This window comes from Nocardia sp. NPDC059177, from assembly GCF_042755165.1.
In the GTDB taxonomy this organism is placed as follows: Bacteria; Actinomycetota; Actinomycetes; order Mycobacteriales; family Mycobacteriaceae; genus Nocardia.
The window spans coordinates 83,694-102,952 of sequence record NZ_JBHZBX010000001.1 but is presented as its reverse complement, the minus strand read 5'-3'; the positions used below and the strand labels follow the sequence as shown (position 1 = coordinate 102,952).

Below are 19,259 nucleotides of genomic sequence, written 5' to 3'. Positions count from 1 at the left end.
GCACCGCCCCGCTTCCCGCCCCGGCCCCAGGCCCCGAAATCGGCCGAAAAGGGCCCTTTGACCAGGCGATTTGTAGTTTACCCCGCTATGTTTGGTAATCTTCTCCTCGCCGCGGAACACGGCCTCGCAACACCGACAACCAGTCGGTGAGATGCAAGGTCGGGCGTTTCCATCCTTGGGGTATGGTGTAATTGGCAACACAGCTGATTCTGGTTCAGCCATTCTAGGTTCGAGTCCTGGTACCCCAGCAAGGTTTCACTTCGGTGAGATCGTCCGAGGCCCCGTCGTCTAGCGGCCTAGGACGCCGCCCTCTCAAGGCGGTAGCGCGGGTTCAAATCCCGTCGGGGCTACAAAGAAAGACCCCCGGTCGAATTCGGCCGGGGGTCTTTCTCGTTCACAACCGCTTGTGCAGCGCCTCGGCGGCGGCGACCAGGTCGGCGGCCCAGCGCGCGCCGGGACGGCGGCCCATCCGGTCGATCGGGCCCGAGACCGAGACCGCGGCCACCACCACCCCGCCTGCGTCGCGCACCGGCGCGGACACACTCGCGACGCCCTGCGCGCGTTCTGCGGCGCTCTGCGCCCAGCCCCGCTTCCTGACCTCGGCCAGCGCCCGATCGCCGAACACGGCGTCAGCCAGGACGGTGCGCTGTAGTTCCGGGTCCACCCAGGCGAGCAGCACCTTGGCCGCCGAGCCCGCGGTGAGCGGCAGCCGGGAGCCGACGGGCACGGTGTCACGCAGGCCGACCGGCGGCTCCAGCGCGGCCACGCAGACGCGCGCGTTGCCGTCGCGGCAGTACAACTGGACACTTTCGCCGGTGATCTCGCGCAGCCGGGGCAGAATGGCACCGGCGGCCTCCACCAGTGGATCGGCCGCGCCGGCCGACAGCTCGCTGAGCGCGGGGCCGGGGCGCCACAGCCCGTTGCCGTCCCTGGCCAGCAGCCGATGGGTCTCCAGCCCGACCGCCAGCCGGTGCGCCGTGGCGCGGGGCAGGCCGGTGCGGGTGCACAGGTCGTTGAGACCGCAAGGCTCGTCCGCGACGGCGTAGAGCACCGCCACGGCTTTGTCGAGAACTCCGATACCGCTATGCTGTCTCATAGAACGATACTAACGTCTCATATCTTGAGATTCCAAGTATGTCCGTCGAAAGGTGATCAAGCAATGGCCGAGCGCGCCCGCACACTGGCCGAGAAGGTGTGGGAACAGCACGTCGTCGTCCCAGGCGAAGGCGAAGGTTCCTCCCGCGAACCCGACCTGATCTACATTGATCTGCACCTCGTGCACGAAGTGACCAGCCCGCAGGCCTTCGACGGTCTGCGCGCGGCGGGCAGGCCGGTGCGCCGTCCCGATCTCACCATCGCCACCGAGGACCACAACGTCCCCACCGTCGATATCGACAAGCCGATCGCCGACCCGGTCTCGCGCACCCAGGTGGAGACCCTGCGCCACAACTGCGCCGAGTTCGGCGTTCGCCTGCACCCGATGGGCGATCGCGAGCAGGGCATCGTGCACGTGGTCGGCCCGCAGCTCGGCCTGACCCAGCCGGGCATGACCGTGGTGTGCGGTGACAGCCACACCTCCACCCACGGCGCGTTCGGCGCGCTGGCCATGGGCATCGGCACCAGCGAGGTCGAGCACGTGCTGGCCACCCAGACGCTGTCGCTGCGCCCGTTCAAGACGATGGCCATCACCGTCGACGGTGAACTGGCGCCCGGCGTCACGAGCAAGGACCTGATCCTGGCCGTGATCGCCCAGATCGGCACCGGCGGCGGCCAGGGCTATGTCCTGGAATACCGCGGCGAGGCCATTCGCAAGCTGTCGATGGAAGCGCGGATGACGATCTGCAACATGTCCATCGAAGCGGGCGCACGCGCGGGCATGATCGCCCCGGACGCGGTGACCTACGAATTCCTGAAGGGCCGCCCGCACGCGCCGCAGGGAGCCGACTGGGATGCCGCGGTGGCCGCCTGGGACGCGCTGACCACCGACGAGGGCGCGGAATTCGACGCCGAGGTCCATATCGACGCGAACGCGCTGACCCCGTTCGTCACCTGGGGCACCAACCCGGGCCAGGGCCTGCCGCTGGGCGCCAACGTGCCCGATCCCGCCCAGATCTCCGACGAGAGCGAGCGCGACGCCGCCGAGAAGGCCTTGCGCTACATGGACCTGACGCCGGGAATGCCGCTGCGCGAGGTTACCGTCGACACCGTATTCGTCGGTTCCTGCACCAACGGCCGGATCGAGGACCTGCGCGCGGTCGCCGATGTTTTGAAGGGCCGCCACGTCGCCGACGGCGTGCGAATGCTGGTCGTACCCGGGTCGATGCGGGTGCGCGCCCAGGCGGAAAAAGAAGGACTCGGCGAGATTTTCACCGCGGCGGGCGCGGAATGGCGCCAGGCGGGCTGCTCGATGTGCCTGGGCATGAATCCGGATCAGCTCGAACCCGGTCAGCGCTGTGCCTCGACCTCGAACCGCAATTTCGAAGGCAGACAGGGTAAGGGCGGCCGTACCCACCTGGTCTCGCCGCTGGTCGCCGCCGCCACCGCGGTCCGCGGCACCCTGTCCTCGCCCGCCGATCTGTAGGAGAATCGTTATGGAAGCCTTCACCGTTCACAAAGGCGTCGGGGTCCCGCTGCGCCGGTCCAATGTCGACACCGACCAGATCATCCCCGCCGTTTACCTGAAGCGAGTGACCCGCACCGGTTTCGAGGACGGCCTGTTCGCGGGCTGGCGGGCCGATCCGGACTTCATTCTGAACACCGAGCCCTACCGGCACGGCAGCGTGCTGGTGGCCGGTCCGGATTTCGGTACCGGCTCCTCCCGTGAGCACGCCGTGTGGGCGCTGTCGGACTACGGCTTTCGGGTCGTCATCTCGTCGCGTTTCGCCGACATCTTCCGCGGGAATGCGGGGAAGGGCGGTCTGCTGGCCGCGCAGATGTCACAGAACGATGTCGAAATGCTGTGGAAGCTGATCGAGGAACAGCCCGGGCTCGAATTGGTTGTCGACCTGACCGCACGCACCGTCACGGCGGGAACCGTCGTGTTGCCGTTCGAAATTGACGACTACACCCGGTGGCGCCTGCTGGAGGGTTTGGACGACATCGGCCTCACGCTGCGGCAAGCCGACGCCATCGGCGAGTTCGAAAAGGGAAGGCCGTCATGGAAACCCGTGACGCTGCCGGAGCCTATTTCGCAGGCGTAATCACCGGGGACGATTGGCGGCGCTTCCCTGGGGGCGGTAGCTGGACGTGTGCTAAACCACATGAATTTTGGCGTGGCACATAGACTCTTGCCCAAACTGGGTTTACCGTGGTACCTAGTCGGTCCGACGACGGGCCATTAGTCTGCGGAGGATTCAATGAACAAGGCGGAACTGATCGACGTTCTGACCGAAAAGTTGGGTACGGACAGGCGTACGGCTACCGCGGCTGTCGAGAACGTGGTCGATACCATCGTCCGTGCCGTGCACAAAGGTCAGAGCGTCACCATCACCGGTTTCGGTGTGTTCGAACAGCGCAAGCGTGCCCCCAGGGTTGCCCGTAACCCGCGTACCGGTGAAACCGTGAAGGTGAAGGCGACTTCGGTGCCTGCCTTCCGGCCGGGCGCTCAGTTCAAGGCGGTGATCGCGGGTAAGCAGAAGCTGGCCGCGTCCGGCCCCGCCGTCAAGCGTGGCGTGAACGCCCCGGTGGCGGCGAAGAAGGCGGCGGCCAAGAAGACCGCGGCCAAGAAGACGGCGGCCAAGAAGGCCACGCCGTCGAAGGGTCCGGCCAAGACCACCGCCCGTAAGGCAGCCACCAAGGCACCCGCCGCCAAGAAGACCACGGCAGCCAAGGCGGCCAAGAAGACGGCCGCCGCCAAGAAGACCACGGCGGCAAAGAAAGTGACCGCGGCCAAGAAGGCGCCGGCCAAGAAGGTCACCGCGGCCGCCAAGAAGACCACGGCGGCCAAGAAGACCACCGCCGCCAAGAAGGCTCCTGCTAAGAAGACTGCTGCTAAGAAGACTGCTGCCCGTCGTGCTCGTTGATCCTGCCGCAGCAGGATCGGGTCGGGGAATGGGCACGTAAGCCGCATCACCCACCACTGGACCGAGAACGGCCCCGCTTTCGGCGGGGCCGTTTCGGCTGTCCGGGGTAGTTCGAGCGAATCAGGCGGTGACGATTCCCGTCGACAGGGAACGGTCCATATGGTCGGCCGCGACCAATCGGTCCGCGACGAACGACAATGCCCAGACGCTGCCCTTGCGATTGCGCGCCGACGGCAGCGACAGTCCGCCGCGCTCGGCGAGCCACTGCACCAGATCGGGAACGACCCCGCCCTGACTGCACACCGCCGGTACACCCCGATCTGTTACCAACGACAGAAATCGTTGCCGTGCCGCGCTTTTCGCTGAATCGTAACCTTGCTCGGAAAACATTGGCTCGCAATTGATTTCGACGTTCAGCTGTTCGGCCAACGGGGTAACGGTTTGGATACAGCGCAGTGGATCGGCCGAATGGATCTCGGATGCGCCGAACGCCAACAGGTTCGGTACCAATGCCTTCGCCTGCAGTTGTCCGGCGGCCTCCAGCGGACGCAGCGCGTCGGGCCCGTCGAAACCGTGGCGCTTGCCCGCCTTGGCGTGACGCACCAGCAGCACGGTGTTCGTGCGCGCGGGCAGCCGCGCGAACATCCGCACCACCTGGCGGTCCATCGGATACGACAGCTGGTCCATCACCCGATCGAGCGGGAACCAGCGCAGCTGGTCGACTTCGGCGTTGACGGTGAATTCCCCGGCCGCGGCCTCGGCCGCCCAGTAGTCGACCCGCTTGAGTAGCCGATGGCCCGGGATCGGATAGGTGACATGGCCCAGATAGCGCCCCAGCGTGCACGGCAGGCCGGTTTCCTCACCGACCTCGCGTAGCGCCGCCACCACCGGGGTCTCCCCGGGATCGAGCTTGCCCTTGGGCAGCGACCAGTCACCGTATTTCGGCCGGTGGATCACGGCGATCTCGGGCCCGCCCGGTCCCGGTCGCCACAGCACCGCGCCTGCCGCGTGGATATTCGGCCGCACCTGAGGATCACGCATGGTCACGGCTGATCGGGCCGGCGCAGCCGCATGAGGAACTGCTGGTGGTCGCGGACCTGATCGGCCGCCGCGTCGGTCGGACTGGCCTGCCAGGTGCCCTCGGGCAGCAGCACCCAGCAGCGGGTCGTCGGATCGAGCGCGGAATCGAACACGGCACCGAGCTGCTCGGTCAGGCGCGGATCCTTGACCTGCACCATCACCTCGACGCGGCGGTCCAGATTGCGGTGCATCATGTCGGCGCTGCCGATCCAGGTCTCGTCCTGGGCGCGGAACTGCAGCACCCGGGAATGCTCGAGGAAGCGGCCCAGAATCGAGCGCACCTCGATGTTCTCGCTCAGGCCCGGCACGCCGGGGCGCAGCCCGCAGATGCCACGCACGACGATCTGGACCGGCACGCCCGCCTGGGAGGCGCGGTAGAGGGCGTCGATGATCTGCTCGTCGACGATCGCGTTGGCCTTGATCCGGATGCCCGCCGCGGCGCCGGTGGCGGCCAATTCGGTCTCGCGGTCGATGCGTTCGACGATGCCGGCCCGCACCCCGAGCGGCGCGACCATCAGATTGCGGTAGTCCTCCTTGCGGGAGTAACCGGTCAGCGAATTGAACAGGTCGGTCAGATCGGCGCCGATTTCCGGTGCCGCGGTGAACAAGCCGACGTCCTCGTAGAGGCGCGCGGTCTTCGGGTTGTAGTTGCCGGTGCCGATGTGGCAGTAGCGCCGGATGGTGGCACCCTCGCGACGCACCACCAGGCAGGTCTTGCAGTGGGTCTTGAGGCCGATCAGGCCGTAGACCACGTGCACACCCGCCTGTTCCAGCGCGCGTGCCCATTTGATGTTGGCCTGCTCGTCGAAGCGGGCCTTGATCTCGACCAGCGCGACGACCTGCTTGCCCGCCTCGGCCGCCTCGATCAGCGCGTTGATGATGGGGGAGTCACCGGAGGTGCGGTAGAGGGTCTGCTTGATCGCCAGCACCTGCGGGTCGGCGGCGGCCTGCTCGATGAAGCGCTGCACGCTGGTGGAGAACGAATCGTAGGGGTGGTGCACCAGCACATCGCCCTCGCGCAGCGCGGAGAAGACATTGCGCGGGGTCTCGCGTTCGCCGAAGGCGGCCGGGGTGGCCGGAACATACGGCGCGTCCTTGAGATCCGGGCGGTCGACGCCGTACACCTGCCACAGGCAGGACAGGTCGAGCAGACCGGGCACCTGGATGACGTCGGCGGGGTCGACCTCCAGCTCACGTAGTAGCAACTCCAGCATGTGCTCGGTCATGTCGTCGGAGACCTCGAGCCGCACCGGCTTGCCGAAACGGCGGCGCGCGAGTTCGCGTTCCATCGCCTGCAGCAGGTCCTCGTCGCGGTCCTCGTCGACCTCGAAGTCGGCGTTGCGGGTGATCCGGAACGAATGCGTCTCCACCACGGTCAAACCGGGGAACAGCAGATCCAGGTGCGCGGCGATGAGGTCTTCCATCGGCAGGAAGGCCGCGATCGCCGAGGGGGCTTCGGTGCGGCGCACGCGCACGAAACGGTCGACATTGTCGGGCACCTTCACGCGGGCGAAGTGCTCACCGCCGGTGCCGATGTCCTTCACCGTCACCGCGAGGTTGAGACTCAGGCCGGAGATGTAGGGGAACGGGTGCGCCGGGTCGACGGCGAGCGGGGTGAGGACCGGGAACACCTGGTCGGTGAAGTAGCCCGATAGTCGATGACGTTCGTCGTCGTCGAGATCGGCCCAGCCGATGATGTCGATGCCCTCGGCGGCCAGCGCCGGGTTCACCTCGTCGAGGAAGACATTCGCGTGCCGCACCGCCAGTTCCTGGGCGCGCGCGGTGATCATCTCCAGCTGCTCGGACGGGGAGCGACCGTCCGCCGAGCGCACCGACAGTCCGGTCTCGGCGCGACGTTTGAGCCCCGCGACCCGCACCATGTAGAACTCGTCGAGATTGGAGGCGAAGATGGCCAGGAACTTGGCGCGCTCCAGCAACGTCAGCGAGGCGTCCTCGGCCAGCGCCAGCACCCTGGCGTTGAAGTCGAGCCAGCTCAGTTCCCGGTTCAGATAGCGATCGCGGGGCAATCGTCGCGCGAGGCCGTCACCGCCCGCTGCCGCGGCCGCGGCAGGTGGCGGGGAAATCGGGGGCTGCTGCTTGATCGTTTCCGTGTCGCTCACGTCATCGATCATCCCTTACGAACCGGGCAGTCCGCAGCATGACACCTGTCCAGTTCGGCTCGGCTGAACAGCGCGCGACGATCGATCAGCAGACGGTGCGAACGGGATCACTTTCCGGTGTGGTCAGACCGAATTCGCGCAGGGTGCTCGCGGTGCGGCGGCCGACGCCCAGCGCGCGGACGGCGTCGAGGTCGGCGGGGGTGTCCACGTCGTAGCGCAGGCCGGGCCAGTGCCCGGACAGCGGCCGCGCCCCGCCCGCGCGGTGGGCGCTGGCCGATCCGGCGCCGAATCGGGGTGCCAGCGCGGCGGTGCCGTCGCCGACCAGTAGTGCGGCGGTGCCGGTGCCGGTGTGATCGATCACCACCGAGCGCGCGCCGGCCGGGGCGGTTCCGAGCAGCTCGGCCAGCTCGGCCGGGCGCAGGGCGGGCAGGTCGGCCTGCAGGGCGAGCAGGGGAGTCGGGCCGTGCCGGTCGCGCACGTCCGCGGCGCCGGCGGACAGCGCGGCGTTGAGCGGATCCGCGGCGCCCGCCGGTTCGGCCAGCACGTGCGCGCCCAGTTCGGCGGCGCGGGCGGCGACGAGCGGATCGGGGGTGACCACGGTCAGCGAGAGCACCTCCGGCACGGCGGTGGCCGCGGCGGCGGTGTCGGCGAACATGGCCAGGACGAGCTGCCCGCGCTGCTCGGCGGTGAGGATGCCGGCCAGTCGGCTCTTGGCCCGGTCGATGTGCTTGACCGCCATCACGGCGTGCACGGTGTGCGGACGCATGGCATCAATCCTTCCATGGCATATTGGGCTGATGACGAGGGCGGCGGTTATGGGTGCGGGGTCGTGGGGTACGGCGTTCGCAAAGGTGTTGGCGGAGGCGGGGACCGATGTCACGATCTGGGCCAGACGTGCTGAGGTGGCCCAGGCGCTCGACACCGATCATCGCAATCCGTTCTACCTGCCCGGCGTGCAGCTGCCGCCGGTGCGAGCCACCGACGACCACCGGGTCGCGCTCGACGGTGCGGACCTGGTCGTGCTCGCGGTGCCCTCGCAGTCGCTGCGGGCGAACCTGGATCTGTGGAAGGGCGATATCGGGTCCGATGCCACGCTGCTGAGTCTGATGAAGGGGGTCGAGACCGGCACGCTGCTGCGGATGAGTCAGGTGATCGCGGAGGTCACCGGAGCCGAGGCCAGTCGCATCGCGGTGCTGTCGGGGCCGAATCTGGCGCACGAGATCGTCGAACGTCAGCCCGCGGCGACGGTGATCGCGTGCACCGACAGCGAACGGGCCGGGGTGGCGCAGCGGGCCTGTGCCACCGGGTACTTCCGGCCGTACACCAATACCGATGTGATCGGCTGCGAGATCGGCGGCGCGTGCAAGAACGTCATCGCGCTGGCCTGCGGCATCGCCTCGGGGATGGGTTTGGGTGACAACTCGGTCGCCAGCCTGATCACCCGCGGGCTCGCCGAGGTCATGCGGCTCGGGGTCGCGCTCGGCGCGCAGCCGGTGACGCTGGCCGGGCTGGCCGGGGTGGGCGATCTGGTGGCGACCTGTACCTCGCCGCTGTCGCGCAACCGGTCCTTCGGCTATGTGCTCGGGTCGGGTGGCTCGATGCAGGCCGCGCAGGAGGCGACCAACGGTCAGGTGGCCGAAGGTGTGAAGTCGTGCACATCGGTGCGCGCGCTCGCGGCCGCGCACCAGGTGGAGATGCCGCTGACCGACGCCGTGCACCGGGTGTGTCACGAGGGACTTTCGGTGAACGAGGCCGTCGACAGTCTGCTCGGTAGAAAGATCAAGCCGGAGTAAGGCCGATGCCCGCACAGCGCCGATAACCCACTAAGTTGACGGTCATGACGAACCGGATCAGGGTAGCTGTGGTCTTCGGCGGGCGCAGCAGCGAGCACGCCGTGTCGTGTGTGTCGGCGAGCAGCGTGCTACGCAACCTCGATCCCGAGCGCTACGAGGTGGTGCCGATCGGCATCACCACCACCGGCAGCTGGGTGCTGGCCGAGGGGATCGGTCAGCTCGAGCTCAGCCACGACGCGCTGCCCGCGGTCGACGCCGCCGGTACCGCGCTGACGCTGGCAGCGGACCCGGGCCGATCCGGCGCGCTGGTCGCCCTCGACGATCCGGCGGCCGCGCTGGGCCGCGTCGATGTGGTGTTCCCGATCCTGCACGGCCCGTTCGGCGAGGACGGCACCCTGCAGGGAATGCTCGAACTGGCCGGTGTGCCCTACGTCGGCGCGGGCGTGCTGGCCAGTGCTGCCGGCATGGACAAGGAGTTCACCAAGAAGTTGCTGGCGGCCGAGGGGTTACCTGTCGGCACCCAGGTGGTGTTACGTCCGGGCACCGCGACAGTGACCGAGGCGGACCGGGCGCGGCTCGGATTGCCCGCGTTCGTCAAGCCCGCTCGCGGCGGATCCTCCATCGGCATCACCAAGATCACCGACTGGGCCGATCTCGACGCCGCCGTCGCCGTCGCCCGCGAACACGATCCGAAGGTGATCGTGGAGGCGGGCATCGTCGGACGCGAAGTCGAGTGCGGCGTCCTGGAATTCGCCGACGGTCAGGTGCGCGGCAGCGTGGTCTCCGAGATCAGGATGCCCGACGCCGACGCGGCCGCGCCCGAGTTCTACGACTTCGCCACCAAATACCTCGACGACGTCTGCGAATTCGACGTCCCCGCCAAGCTCGACGACGACGTCGCCGACCAGATCCGCGAACTGTCGGTGCGCGCCTTCCGCGCCCTGGACTGCCAGGGCCTGGCCCGCGTCGACTTCTTCGTCACCGCCGACGGCCCGGTGATCAACGAGATCAACACCATGCCCGGCTTCACCCCGATCTCGCAGTACCCCCGCATGTGGGAAGCGACCGGAATCGACTACCCGACACTGGTTTCCACCCTGATCGAGTCAGCGGTGGCCCGAGGCACCGGCTTGCGCTGAGTACCCCGAAACTACAATTCTCCCGGGGTCGGCTCGCGGGCGGGGAGAGTTGCCGTGATGGTGTCGGAGATCGTCTGGATGGCGCCGGTGCCGGAGCCGTCGGGGACGGTCACCGCGATGTAGGTCTCGCGGTCGACGGCGAACCAGGTGCCGACCTGGCTCAGCTCGTCGCGGACCTGGAACCATTGCACGCCGTTGATCTCGGTGAGCGGTGAGGCGCGATTGAACTCGAGCGGGCGGTCCAGGCCGCAGCGCAGGACGATCGGTTCGCCGCCGTCGGCGAGCTGCCAGGCGCGGGTGGCGGCCGGAGCGGGCTCGACGAGGGTGGACTTGGTGTAGTCGCCGGGAAGATCGGCAGGCAGGGCGGGGAGCAGCGCCAGGCAGGCGGGACCGTCGTCGGCGGGCGCCGGAACGGGGCCGAGGGCCAGTGGCTCGCGTTCGGTGGGGGCGCGCGCGACGATGAAGGCGGCGACCAGGATGCCGACGATCAGCACCACCGGCAGGGCGACCGCGGTCGCGATCAGCGCGGGGGAGTACGGCGACGAAGCGTCGTCATCGGCTCCGGCCCCGGCGGGTGCCGCCTCGTCGCGATCGTTGGTTGGGTCCGACGAATCCGCCGCCATAGCCGTGTGGTCCTTTCCGCTCAGTGGTATCGGGTGCACCGTCGGTGGTGTCCGATCGCCTCCGAAAGGGTACCGTCGGGGCGATTTCGTCAGCTCGGCAGCACAGCGGGAAGGGGCCGGTCATCAGCGAGGACAGCCGTGCGCGGACGGTGCGGGAGGTGGGCGAGTTCGCGGTGATCGACCGGATGAACGCCGGTCGGCGCCACGGCCCGCAGGTGCTGCTCGGCCCCGGTGACGATGCCGCGGTGGTCGCCGCGCCGGACGGACGGTTCGTGGTGAGCACCGACATGCTCGTCCAGGGCAGGCACTTCCGGCTGGACTGGTCCGCACCGGTCGAGATCGGGCGCAAGGCGATCGCGCAGAACGCGGCCGACATCGTGTCGATGGGTGCGCGGCCGACCGCGTTCGTGGTCTCGCTGGGCTGCCCAGGTGACACCCCGGTTGCCTTGCTCGAGGGCATCGCCGACGGGATGTGGACCGAGGCGGCCCGCGCCGGCGGGTCGATCGCCGGCGGTGACCTCGTGGACAGCGATCAGCTGGTGATCTCGGTGACGGCGTTCGGTGACCTCGGCGGCCAGGCCGCGATCACGCGGGCGGGGGCCGGGGTGGGCGATATCGTCGCGGTGGCCGGCGACCTCGGCTGGTCGGGTGCCGGCCTGGCCGTATTGTCCTGCGGCGCAGACACTTCCGATCCTGCCTTCGCGCGGGCACTGGCCGTCCACCGGGTACCGCAGCCGCCGTACGCCGCCGTGATCGACGTCTTCGGCGCCACGATTCCCACCGCGCTCACCGACGTCTCCGACGGCCTGCTCGCCGACCTGGGCCACCTGGCGACGGCCTCGGGCGTCGCGATCGACGTGCACGCCGCCGCGCTGGCCGATCCCGAGCTGGCCGTGGTCGCCGAACGGCTCGATACCGATGCGGCGCAATGGATTCTGGCCGGTGGCGAGGACCACGCCTTCGCCGGAACCTGGCCAGCGGGCACCGCGCTGCCACCGGGCTGGCGCCCGATCGGAGTCGCCGGCGCAGGCAGCGGTGTCACCGTGGACGGTGCCGCGCCCACCGGTGGGACCGGCTGGGAATCGTTCCGAGGGTCCGGCGCCACCGCCACCGGCCGGAAACGATAGGTTGTGCGGTCATGGGTGCCAAACCACTGTCGGAGATCATCGATCCGGGCTGGGCCCGGGCACTGGAGCCGGTCGCCGACCGCATCAGCGACATGGGCGAGTTCTTACGCGACGAGAACGCGCAGGGGCGCGGATATCTGCCCGCCGGGGAGAACGTGTTGCGTGCGTTCCAGCGCCCGTTCGACGCGGTGCGGGTACTGATCGTCGGCCAGGATCCGTACCCGACGCCCGGTCACGCGATGGGGCTGAGTTTCTCTGTCGCGCCGGATGTTTCGCCGGTCCCGCGCAGTCTGTCCAACATCTTCGCCGAATACTGCAAGGATCTGGGCTTCGATACGCCCCGCTGCGGCGATCTGAGTCCGTGGTCGGATCAGGGCGTGCTGCTGCTCAACCGGGTGCTCACCGTCACCCCCGGCACACCCGCCTCGCATCGCGGCAAGGGCTGGGAAGCGGTCACCGAGCAGGCCATCCGCGCGCTCGTCGCCCGGGACGAACCGCTGGTCGCGGTGCTCTGGGGTCGCGATGCAGGCTCGCTGAAGCCGACCCTCGCCGAGGCCGACGTGCCCTATATCGAATCCGCCCACCCCTCGCCCCTGTCCGCCTCGCGCGGGTTCTTCGGGTCGCGGCCCTTCTCCCGGGTCAACGAACTGCTCGACGAACTCGGCGCCGAACCTGTCGATTGGCGGCTGCCCTGACCCGGGGTGCCGTCCGCACCAGAAGAAAATGATGAAGGAGCACAACCCGATGCACAGCACCACCCTCCGCGCCGCCGTGGCGACCGCCGCTGTCGCCGCCGCCCTCACCGCCGGTGCGGCCTCGGCCTCCGCGGCCGGCCTGGCACTCCAGCCCTACGACGAGCAGGCCGCGCCGGTGGCCACCACCCAGATCGGTGAGGAATGGACCTCCACCGGCACCTCCACCATCTCCTCCGGCGTGAACGCGAAGGTGACCTGCATCCTGCAGAACACCTTCAGCGCCCTAGGAGCTGCGTGCTGAGTTCTGCTCAGCTGAGCCCGAGGTAGTCGGGCTTGCGCTTGGCTACGAAGGCGTCGACGCCTTCCTGGCCGATCCGGCCGTTCGCGGCGGCGGAAATGCTGTCGCGTTCGGCATCGAGCTGCTGGTCCAGTGTCGCTGTGGGCGACTGGGCCAGCAGCTTTTTCATGGCCGTGTAGGTGGTGCGCGGGCCTGCGACGAAGCTCTGGGCGACCTGGAGCGCTTCGGCGCGGACGTCGTCGTCGCCGACGACGCGGCTCAGGATGCCCAGGCGCACGGCCTCGTCGGCGTCGATCACGGCATCGGTGAGCAGGATCTCCTTGGCGCGGCTCGCGCCGACGATGCGCGGCAGCAGCCAGGACATGCCGCCGTCGGGGCTCAGGCCGATGCCGGGGTAGGCCGGACGCAGTTTCGTCGACGGTCCACCGATCGCGATGTCGGCGCCGAGCACCAGGCTCATTCCCGCACCGGCGGCCCAGCCGTGCACCGAGGCGACGACGGGCACCGGGGTCTCGTCGAGCGCGCGCACGAAGTCGTGCAGTTCGCTCGCCAGCTGGTGCAGGTAGGCGCCACGGTCCTCGGCGGCGGCGAAGTGCACGACATTGCCGCCCGCGCAGAAGTTGCGGCCCGCGCCGGTCAGCAGCACGGCGCCGACACCCGGGTCGAGGTCGCGCAGCGCGGCGGTGCCCGCGTTGATCAGGTCGAAGTCCATCGATGTGCCCGCGGCGGCGGTGGCGATGGTCAGCTGCAGGACACCGTCGACGATCTCGGCGGCGGGAACCGGTTCGGGAGAACTACTCATGGCGTCACATTAGCGAGCGGCGCGGCGCCACAGCTGTTCGGGCAGCATGGTGAACGGGTCGACGCGGTGGACGCCGGTGTCGGCGAAGCCGTGCCTGCGATAGAAGCCGTGGGCGCGCGGGTAGTCGGCGAACACCCACAGCGTGCACGGCGAGCCCGGGGCGGCGGCGTCGATGAGGGCGTCGGCGACACCGGTGCCGTGCCAGGCCGCACGGACATAGAGGGCTTCGAGCTCGGCATCGGTGGCGGCGGCGAAGCCGATCAGCTCGTCACCGGCGAGCGCGGTGGGGATGCGATGGGTGCCCTCGGCGCGGCGGCGTTCCCAGGTGGTGGCCGAGCGGTCCAGATCGAAACCGGACGGCACGTGCTCGGGGACGAGCGTGTCGTAGGCCTCGCGCCAGCTCGCGATATGACAGGCGGCCAGCGCCGTGACGCGGGCAGTGGTGAGCGGCGCGAGCCGCCACTCAGTCACGCCCGTGCCCATCGACGACAAAACCCCGGATCGCCCACGCGGGGCGCCGGGGTGCTGTCGGCAGAATGTACGGGCTGAGAATCAGCCGCGGACGACCTTGCCCGCCTTCAGGCAGGAGGTGCACACGTTCATCCGGCGGGTGTTGCCAGGGGCAACCTGCGCACGCACGGTCTGGATGTTCGGGTTCCAGCGACGGTTGGTGCGCCGGTGCGAGTGCGAGACCGACTTCCCGAAACCGGGGCCCTTGGCGCAGACGTCGCAAACGGCAGCCATGTCGCGAGCTCCTTCATGTCATAAGCGGTCAGCGCGCACGGATGCCCGCTGTACCGGAAACTGATGTCGTCAAATGCCTTGCCGACTTTCGTCGGCCAGCGCAGACCGGATGGGCCGCACGAGGCAACCCTGCAAGGGTAGCTGGCCGGGCCGTGATCTTCCAAACCGGGTGTCCCGGTCGACACGCCGAGCACAGCCCGGATGACGGGCCCGTCCGCGGTCAGCATACCGCTGTCGGCGGCTGGCGCTAACCTGGCGTGCGATGCTCGGCGCGCGGGCGCCGGAACGGGGAGAGAGGTGACGGTGTCGCACGTGCGGGAGGCGCTGAACGGCGCCGCGTTACTGACCTGGGCCCGAACCTGCCGCACCGACCTGGAACAACGCCGCGCCGAGATCGACGCCCTCAACGTCTTCCCGATCGCCGACGCCGACACCGGCACCAACCTCCTCGCCACCATGCGCGCCGCCGTCGCCGCCGTCGAACGAGACTCTGGTTCCCACGCTGCCGACCGGCTGACGGCGGGTGGTGCGGTCGCCGGTGGTCGCGGTGACGGTGCCGACTCCGTGCGCGGTGCTGCCGTTCGCCGCGCCGAGGAGACGGTGGATGACGTGGTCTCGGCGCATAGCGTCGCGCGGGGGCTGGCCAGGGGTGCGACGAGTGGAGCCCGGGGGAACTCGGGGATCATCCTGTCGCAGGTGCTGCGCGGGATCGCCGAGGCGGTGGTCGAGGGGCCGCTGACCGGGGAGCGGTTGCGGGTGGCGCTGACGCGGGCGGCGGTGCTGGTGCGGACCGGGCTGAGTTCACCGGTCGAGGGCACGATCCTGACCGTGCTCGATCGGGCCGCGGTGGCCGCCGCCGAATCCGACGACCCGTCGCTGAGCACTGTCGCGCGCGCCGCCGCCGAGGGTGCCGCCCGCGCGCTGAACGAGACACCGGCCCAGCTGGGTGTGCTGCGCGCGGCCGGCGTGGTCGACGCCGGGGCCCGTGGCCTCGTGGTGCTGCTCGATTGCCTGGTCGCCGAGGTGTGCGGCGAGGCGCCGACGCGCGCGAGTTATGCCAGGGAACGGGTGGACAGCAACTCGGACACCGATCCGTCGTCGCCCGCGCAAGAAGCCGGGGTCGATCGGCGGCCGGGGGGTGCGGGCCCGCGCGCCGACGACGACTGGGACTACCCGGAGCAGACGCCGGACCCGCACTTCGAGGTCATGTATCTGATCTCGGGCAGCGACGAGGCCGCGGCGGAGGCGCTGCGGGACCGGCTCGCCGTGCTCGGGGATTCGGTGGTGGTGGTCGGCGACGGCGACAGCACCTGGTCGGCGCATGTGCACTGCCGGGATGCGGGGGCCGCGATCGAGGCCGGGCTCGCGGTCGGGCGGCTCAGCGGTATCCGGATCGAGAGTTTCGCGGTGACGGCACCACACGGTGGGCACCACGAGGAGGTACTGATGTCGGCGGGCACGGTGCGCGATGCCACGGCCGCCGGGTACCTCGGCACCCATTCGCACGCGAACCGATCAGGCCGGCCGGGCACACCGGGATTCGGCGACCCACACGACCACTCGGCCGGCAACGATCGCGCCGCCGGCGATTCCCGTCCGGCGTTCGGCGTACACGCGGAAGCGGCCACCCACTCCGGGGCCCACATGCCTGCCGAAGGCGGCGTGCAAGCCGGGGCCGGCGTGCGTGCCGGAACGGACGTGTATTCCTGGGCAAACAAGTTCGGCCGGGCCGGCGAGCAGGTCGGGGCTGACGCGGGTGCTGGGGCCGACGTGCCTGCCGGGCCGAACGTGCTCGGCCGGGCCGATGCGCAGGTCGGGGCTGACGTGCAGGGCAGGGCCGGTGCGCAGGCCGGGGTGAATGCGCACGTCGCGTCCACCGGCGAAGCCGATCGTGGGATTCTCGCCGTGGTGGCTGGTGCGGAGGCGGCGCGGCTGTTCGCCGACGCGGGTGCGGTGGTGCTCCGCGGTGATCGCCAGTTCGATACGCACGCGCTGCTGCATGCGATTCGCGCCATGCCGCATCGTGAGGTGCTGGTGTTGCCCAACGGGGCGTTGCCCGCGCAGGAACTGGTCGCTGTCGGTGTCGCCGCGCGTGACGGGTCGCGCGATGTGCTGCTGTTGCCGAGCGCCTCGATGGTGCAGGGGCTGGCCGCGCTCGCGATGCACGATCGGGGGCGGATCGCGGTCGACGACGCGTTCGCCATGTCCGAGGCGGCCGCGACCACGCGGTGGGGTGCGCTGCGGGCGGCGCGGGTGCGGGCGCTGACCATGGTCGGTACCTGCTCGCCCGGCGACGGCCTCGGCCTCGTCGGCCAGGATGTGGTGGTGATCGACCCGGATGTGGTCGGAGCCGGACGGATTCTGCTGGACCGGATGCTCGGTCTCGGCGGCGAATTGGTGACATTGCTGATGGGCGCGGACGCGGGGCCCGAGCTGGCGCCGGTCTTGACCGACCATGTGACGGCCGGTTTCCCCGGCGTCGAGGTGGTGGTGTATTCCGGTGGGCAGCAAGCGGATCTGGTGCAGATTGGGGTCGAGTAGACGATGGCGACACTGAGTGACCGGCTCGATCATGTGCTGGGCGTCAAAGCGGCCGACCGGCTGACCGAGGCCTTCGACATGACCACCGTCGAAGACCTGCTGCGCCACTATCCGGCGCGCTATGCCACCCAGGGGCAGCCGCTCACCGAGGAGGAGCCGGAGGAGTCCGCGCACATCACTGTGATCGGCCGGATCACCAAAACCGAACTGCGCCCGATGAAGAACCGGCGCGGCTCGCTGCTGAAGGTGCAGCTCGACACCGGTGCCCAGCGCCCGGTGGAGGCCACCTTCTTCAACGGCGACAAGGTGCGGTACCTGGTCAAAGACGGTGTGCGGGCGATGATGTCGGGCACCGTGCACTGGTGGCGGCCCGACCGCTGGAACCTCTCACACCCGGACTATCTGATCCTGCCGGACACCGCCGATGCCGGCGTCGAGGAACTCACCTCGGTGCGCGGCAGCGGCGCCCTGCGCGGGCTCGCCCAGAGCGCCAAAGGCGCTGGGGGAGTGGATGCCGCGTTCTTCGAGCGCGAATTCGTCCCGGTCTATCCGGCGACCGCGAAGGTGCAGAGCTGGGATCTGCTGGCCTGTATCCGGCAGGTCCTCGATCAGCTCGACCCGATCGACGATCCGCTCCCGGCCGACCTGCGCGCCGAACGCAACCTCCTGGGAATCTCCGACGCGCTGCGCCTGATCCACCTGCCCGAACACAAGCTCGACATCGAACGAGCCAGGGACCGGCTGCGTTTCGACGAGGCACTGGCCTTGCAGCTGGTGCTGGCCGAACGCCGACACGAGGTCGAGGGCCGCACCGCCCCGGCCTGCCCGCCGCGCGCCGACGGCATCGCCGCGGCCTTCGACGAGCGGCTGCCCTTCGAACTCACCGAGGGCCAGCAGCAGGTGATCGACGAGATCTCCGAGGATCTCACCCGCACCCGCCCGATGCACCGCCTGCTCCAGGGTGAGGTGGGCTCGGGCAAGACCATCGTCGCCCTGCACGCCATGTTGCAGGTGGTCGACTCCGGCCGCCAGTGCGCACTGCTCGCACCGACCGAAGTCCTTGCCGCCCAGCACTATCGGTCGCTGCGGGCGATGCTCGGCGATCTGGGCACCGCGGGGGAGCTCGGCGCGGGCGAGCATGCGACGAAGGTGGTGCTGGTCACCGGTTCGATGTCGGCCTCGGCCAAGAAGGCCGCGCTGCTGGACGCGATGACCGGCGAGGCGGGCCTGGTCATCGGCACGCACGCGCTCATCCAGGACGCGGTCGAATTCTTCGATCTTGGCCTGGTGGTGGTCGACGAACAGCACCGCTTCGGTGTCGAACAGCGAGACGCATTGCGCGCCAAAGCCAAAGGTGGCATCAGCCCGCATCTGCTGGTGATGACCGCGACTCCGATCCCGCGCACCATCGCCATGACGACCCTCGGCGATCTGGAAACCTCCACGCTCACCCAGCTGCCCAAGGGTCGCTCGCCGATCGCGTCGAAAGTCGTTGCCCGCAAACTGCACCCGAGCTGGGTCGAGCGCGCGTGGGAGCGCATCGTGGAAGAAGTCGGGCAGGGCCGCCAGGCGTATGTGGTGTGCTCGCGCATCGGTGAGGATCCCGACGCGCCGCCGGCCAAAGGCAAGAAGGCCGAGGAGAAGGAAGGCCCGACCACCCAGGCCGCTCTCGAGATGTACGAGACGCTCAGTGCCGGGCCGCTGGCCGGGGTGCGGGTCGGGCTGCTGCACGGACGGCTGCCGTCCGACGAGAAAGATCACGTGATGCGCCAGTTCAACGACGGCGCCATCGACGTGCTGGTGTGCACCACCGTCGTCGAGGTCGGTGTCGATGTGCCCAATGCCACGGTGATGGTGATCGTCGACGCCGACCGGTTCGGCGTGAGCCAGCTGCACCAGCTGCGCGGCCGGATCGGGCGCGGGCAGCACCCCGGTCTGTGCCTGCTGATCACCGACGCGGCGCCCGGTGGCACCGCGATGGCCCGCCTGGAAGCCGTCGCAGCGACCACCGACGGTTTCGAGCTGTCGATCCTTGACCTGCGTCAGCGCCGCGAAGGCGATGTGCTCGGCGCGGCCCAGTCCGGTACCGCCCGCTCGCTGCGGCTGCTGTCGCTGCTCGACGACCTCGAGGTGATCACCGCGGCGCAGGAGCTGGCCAGGCAGGTCGTCGCCGAGGACCCCGGCCTGGCCCGCCATCCCGGTCTGGCCGGCATGATGCACGCGGCCGTCGACGGCGAACGCATCGAATACCTCGCCAAGTCCTGACCCGCCACGC

The 19,259-nt window shown here is 69.4% G+C and carries 18 protein-coding genes and 2 tRNA genes; 12 read left to right on the top strand and 8 right to left on the bottom strand.

Annotated elements, in window-relative coordinates:
- The first annotated feature begins 176 nt into the window (after positions 1–176).
- Both ACFXK0_RS00485 and ACFXK0_RS00480 read left to right on the top strand, forming a co-directional pair.
- Positions 177–248, top strand: a tRNA-Gln gene (locus tag ACFXK0_RS00485).
- A gap of 29 nt (positions 249–277) precedes the next feature.
- A tRNA-Glu gene (locus ACFXK0_RS00480) sits at positions 278–350 on the top strand.
- Positions 351–394: 44 nt separating this feature from the next.
- On the opposite strand, the gene ACFXK0_RS00475 is transcribed toward ACFXK0_RS00480, so the two are convergent.
- Positions 395–1,096, bottom strand: coding sequence for an IclR family transcriptional regulator (locus tag ACFXK0_RS00475; protein ID WP_379407470.1), 702 nt, complete (start codon positions 1,094–1,096; stop codon positions 395–397).
- Between the two features lie 63 nt (positions 1,097–1,159).
- Between ACFXK0_RS00475 and leuC the strand changes: the two genes are divergently transcribed.
- The 3 genes from leuC to ACFXK0_RS00460 all read left to right on the top strand — a co-directional run bounded on the left by leuC (position 1,160) and on the right by ACFXK0_RS00460 (position 4,022).
- A complete protein-coding gene (gene leuC, locus ACFXK0_RS00470; protein WP_379407469.1) occupies positions 1,160–2,581 on the top strand; it encodes a 3-isopropylmalate dehydratase large subunit in 1,422 nt (473 codons plus the stop codon).
- A gap of 10 nt (positions 2,582–2,591) precedes the next feature.
- A complete protein-coding gene (gene leuD / locus ACFXK0_RS00465) occupies positions 2,592–3,200 on the top strand; it encodes a 3-isopropylmalate dehydratase small subunit (protein ID WP_379407468.1) in 609 nt (202 codons plus the stop codon).
- A gap of 156 nt (positions 3,201–3,356) precedes the next feature.
- A complete protein-coding gene (locus ACFXK0_RS00460; protein ID WP_379407467.1) occupies positions 3,357–4,022 on the top strand; it encodes an HU family DNA-binding protein in 666 nt (221 codons plus the stop codon).
- 120 nt (positions 4,023–4,142) lie between these two features.
- Here the strand turns inward: ACFXK0_RS00460 and ACFXK0_RS00455 are convergent, their stop codons facing one another.
- The 3 genes from ACFXK0_RS00455 to cofC form a co-directional block, all read right to left on the bottom strand.
- Positions 4,143–5,063: an NUDIX domain-containing protein gene (locus ACFXK0_RS00455; RefSeq protein ID WP_379408045.1), complete on the bottom strand. Its 921-nt coding sequence runs from the start codon at positions 5,061–5,063 to the stop codon at positions 4,143–4,145.
- A gap of 2 nt (positions 5,064–5,065) precedes the next feature.
- A complete protein-coding gene (locus tag ACFXK0_RS00450) occupies positions 5,066–7,234 on the bottom strand; it encodes an RNA degradosome polyphosphate kinase (RefSeq protein WP_379407466.1) in 2,169 nt (722 codons plus the stop codon).
- Positions 7,235–7,307: 73 nt separating this feature from the next.
- A complete protein-coding gene (cofC, locus tag ACFXK0_RS00445) occupies positions 7,308–7,988 on the bottom strand; it encodes a 2-phospho-L-lactate guanylyltransferase (RefSeq protein ID WP_379407465.1) in 681 nt (226 codons plus the stop codon).
- 31 nt (positions 7,989–8,019) lie between these two features.
- Here cofC and ACFXK0_RS00440 point away from each other — a divergent pair, with 31 nt between their 5' ends.
- Both ACFXK0_RS00440 and ACFXK0_RS00435 read left to right on the top strand, forming a co-directional pair.
- The gene (locus ACFXK0_RS00440) at positions 8,020–9,015 is read left to right on the top strand and encodes an NAD(P)H-dependent glycerol-3-phosphate dehydrogenase (RefSeq protein ID WP_379407464.1); all 996 of its coding nucleotides are present in this window, start codon (positions 8,020–8,022) and stop codon (positions 9,013–9,015) included.
- Between the two features lie 44 nt (positions 9,016–9,059).
- Positions 9,060–10,154 carry a D-alanine--D-alanine ligase family protein gene (locus ACFXK0_RS00435; RefSeq protein WP_379407463.1) on the top strand — a complete coding sequence of 365 codons (1,095 nt, stop codon included), beginning with the start codon at positions 9,060–9,062 and terminating at the stop codon, positions 10,152–10,154.
- Between the two features lie 11 nt (positions 10,155–10,165).
- Here the strand turns inward: ACFXK0_RS00435 and ACFXK0_RS00430 are convergent, their stop codons facing one another.
- Positions 10,166–10,777: a DUF3515 domain-containing protein gene (locus ACFXK0_RS00430; RefSeq protein WP_379407461.1), complete on the bottom strand. Its 612-nt coding sequence runs from the start codon at positions 10,775–10,777 to the stop codon at positions 10,166–10,168.
- Between the two features lie 122 nt (positions 10,778–10,899).
- Here ACFXK0_RS00430 and ACFXK0_RS00425 point away from each other — a divergent pair, with 122 nt between their 5' ends.
- From ACFXK0_RS00425 to ACFXK0_RS00415, 3 genes are read left to right on the top strand one after another with little or no spacing between them, the layout of a single operon-like run.
- Entirely contained in the window at positions 10,900–11,904 is a 1,005-nt protein-coding gene (locus tag ACFXK0_RS00425) for a thiamine-phosphate kinase (protein ID WP_379408043.1), read from the top strand.
- Between the two features lie 11 nt (positions 11,905–11,915).
- On the top strand, positions 11,916–12,599 hold the full coding sequence (locus ACFXK0_RS00420) for a uracil-DNA glycosylase (protein WP_379407459.1): 684 nt from the start codon (positions 11,916–11,918) through the stop codon (positions 12,597–12,599).
- A 49-nt stretch (positions 12,600–12,648) separates the two neighbouring features.
- Positions 12,649–12,900, top strand: coding sequence for a hypothetical protein (locus ACFXK0_RS00415; protein WP_379407458.1), 252 nt, complete (start codon positions 12,649–12,651; stop codon positions 12,898–12,900).
- 7 nt (positions 12,901–12,907) lie between these two features.
- Here ACFXK0_RS00415 and ACFXK0_RS00410 read toward each other — a convergent pair whose 3' ends face one another.
- The 3 genes from ACFXK0_RS00410 to rpmB all read right to left on the bottom strand — a co-directional run bounded on the left by ACFXK0_RS00410 (position 12,908) and on the right by rpmB (position 14,443).
- Positions 12,908–13,699, bottom strand: coding sequence for an enoyl-CoA hydratase/isomerase family protein (locus ACFXK0_RS00410; RefSeq protein ID WP_379407457.1), 792 nt, complete (start codon positions 13,697–13,699; stop codon positions 12,908–12,910).
- 9 nt (positions 13,700–13,708) lie between these two features.
- Entirely contained in the window at positions 13,709–14,170 is a 462-nt protein-coding gene (locus tag ACFXK0_RS00405; protein ID WP_379407456.1) for a GNAT family N-acetyltransferase, read from the bottom strand.
- 81 nt (positions 14,171–14,251) lie between these two features.
- Positions 14,252–14,443, bottom strand: coding sequence for a 50S ribosomal protein L28 (gene rpmB / locus ACFXK0_RS00400; protein WP_011210730.1), 192 nt, complete (start codon positions 14,441–14,443; stop codon positions 14,252–14,254).
- A gap of 297 nt (positions 14,444–14,740) precedes the next feature.
- Between rpmB and ACFXK0_RS00395 the strand changes: the two genes are divergently transcribed.
- Positions 14,741–16,984: a DAK2 domain-containing protein gene (locus ACFXK0_RS00395; RefSeq protein ID WP_379407455.1), complete on the top strand. Its 2,244-nt coding sequence runs from the start codon at positions 14,741–14,743 to the stop codon at positions 16,982–16,984.
- Positions 16,985–16,987: 3 nt separating this feature from the next.
- Positions 16,988–19,249 carry an ATP-dependent DNA helicase RecG gene (gene recG / locus ACFXK0_RS00390; protein ID WP_379407454.1) on the top strand — a complete coding sequence of 754 codons (2,262 nt, stop codon included), beginning with the start codon at positions 16,988–16,990 and terminating at the stop codon, positions 19,247–19,249.
- Positions 19,250–19,259 lie beyond the last annotated feature (10 nt).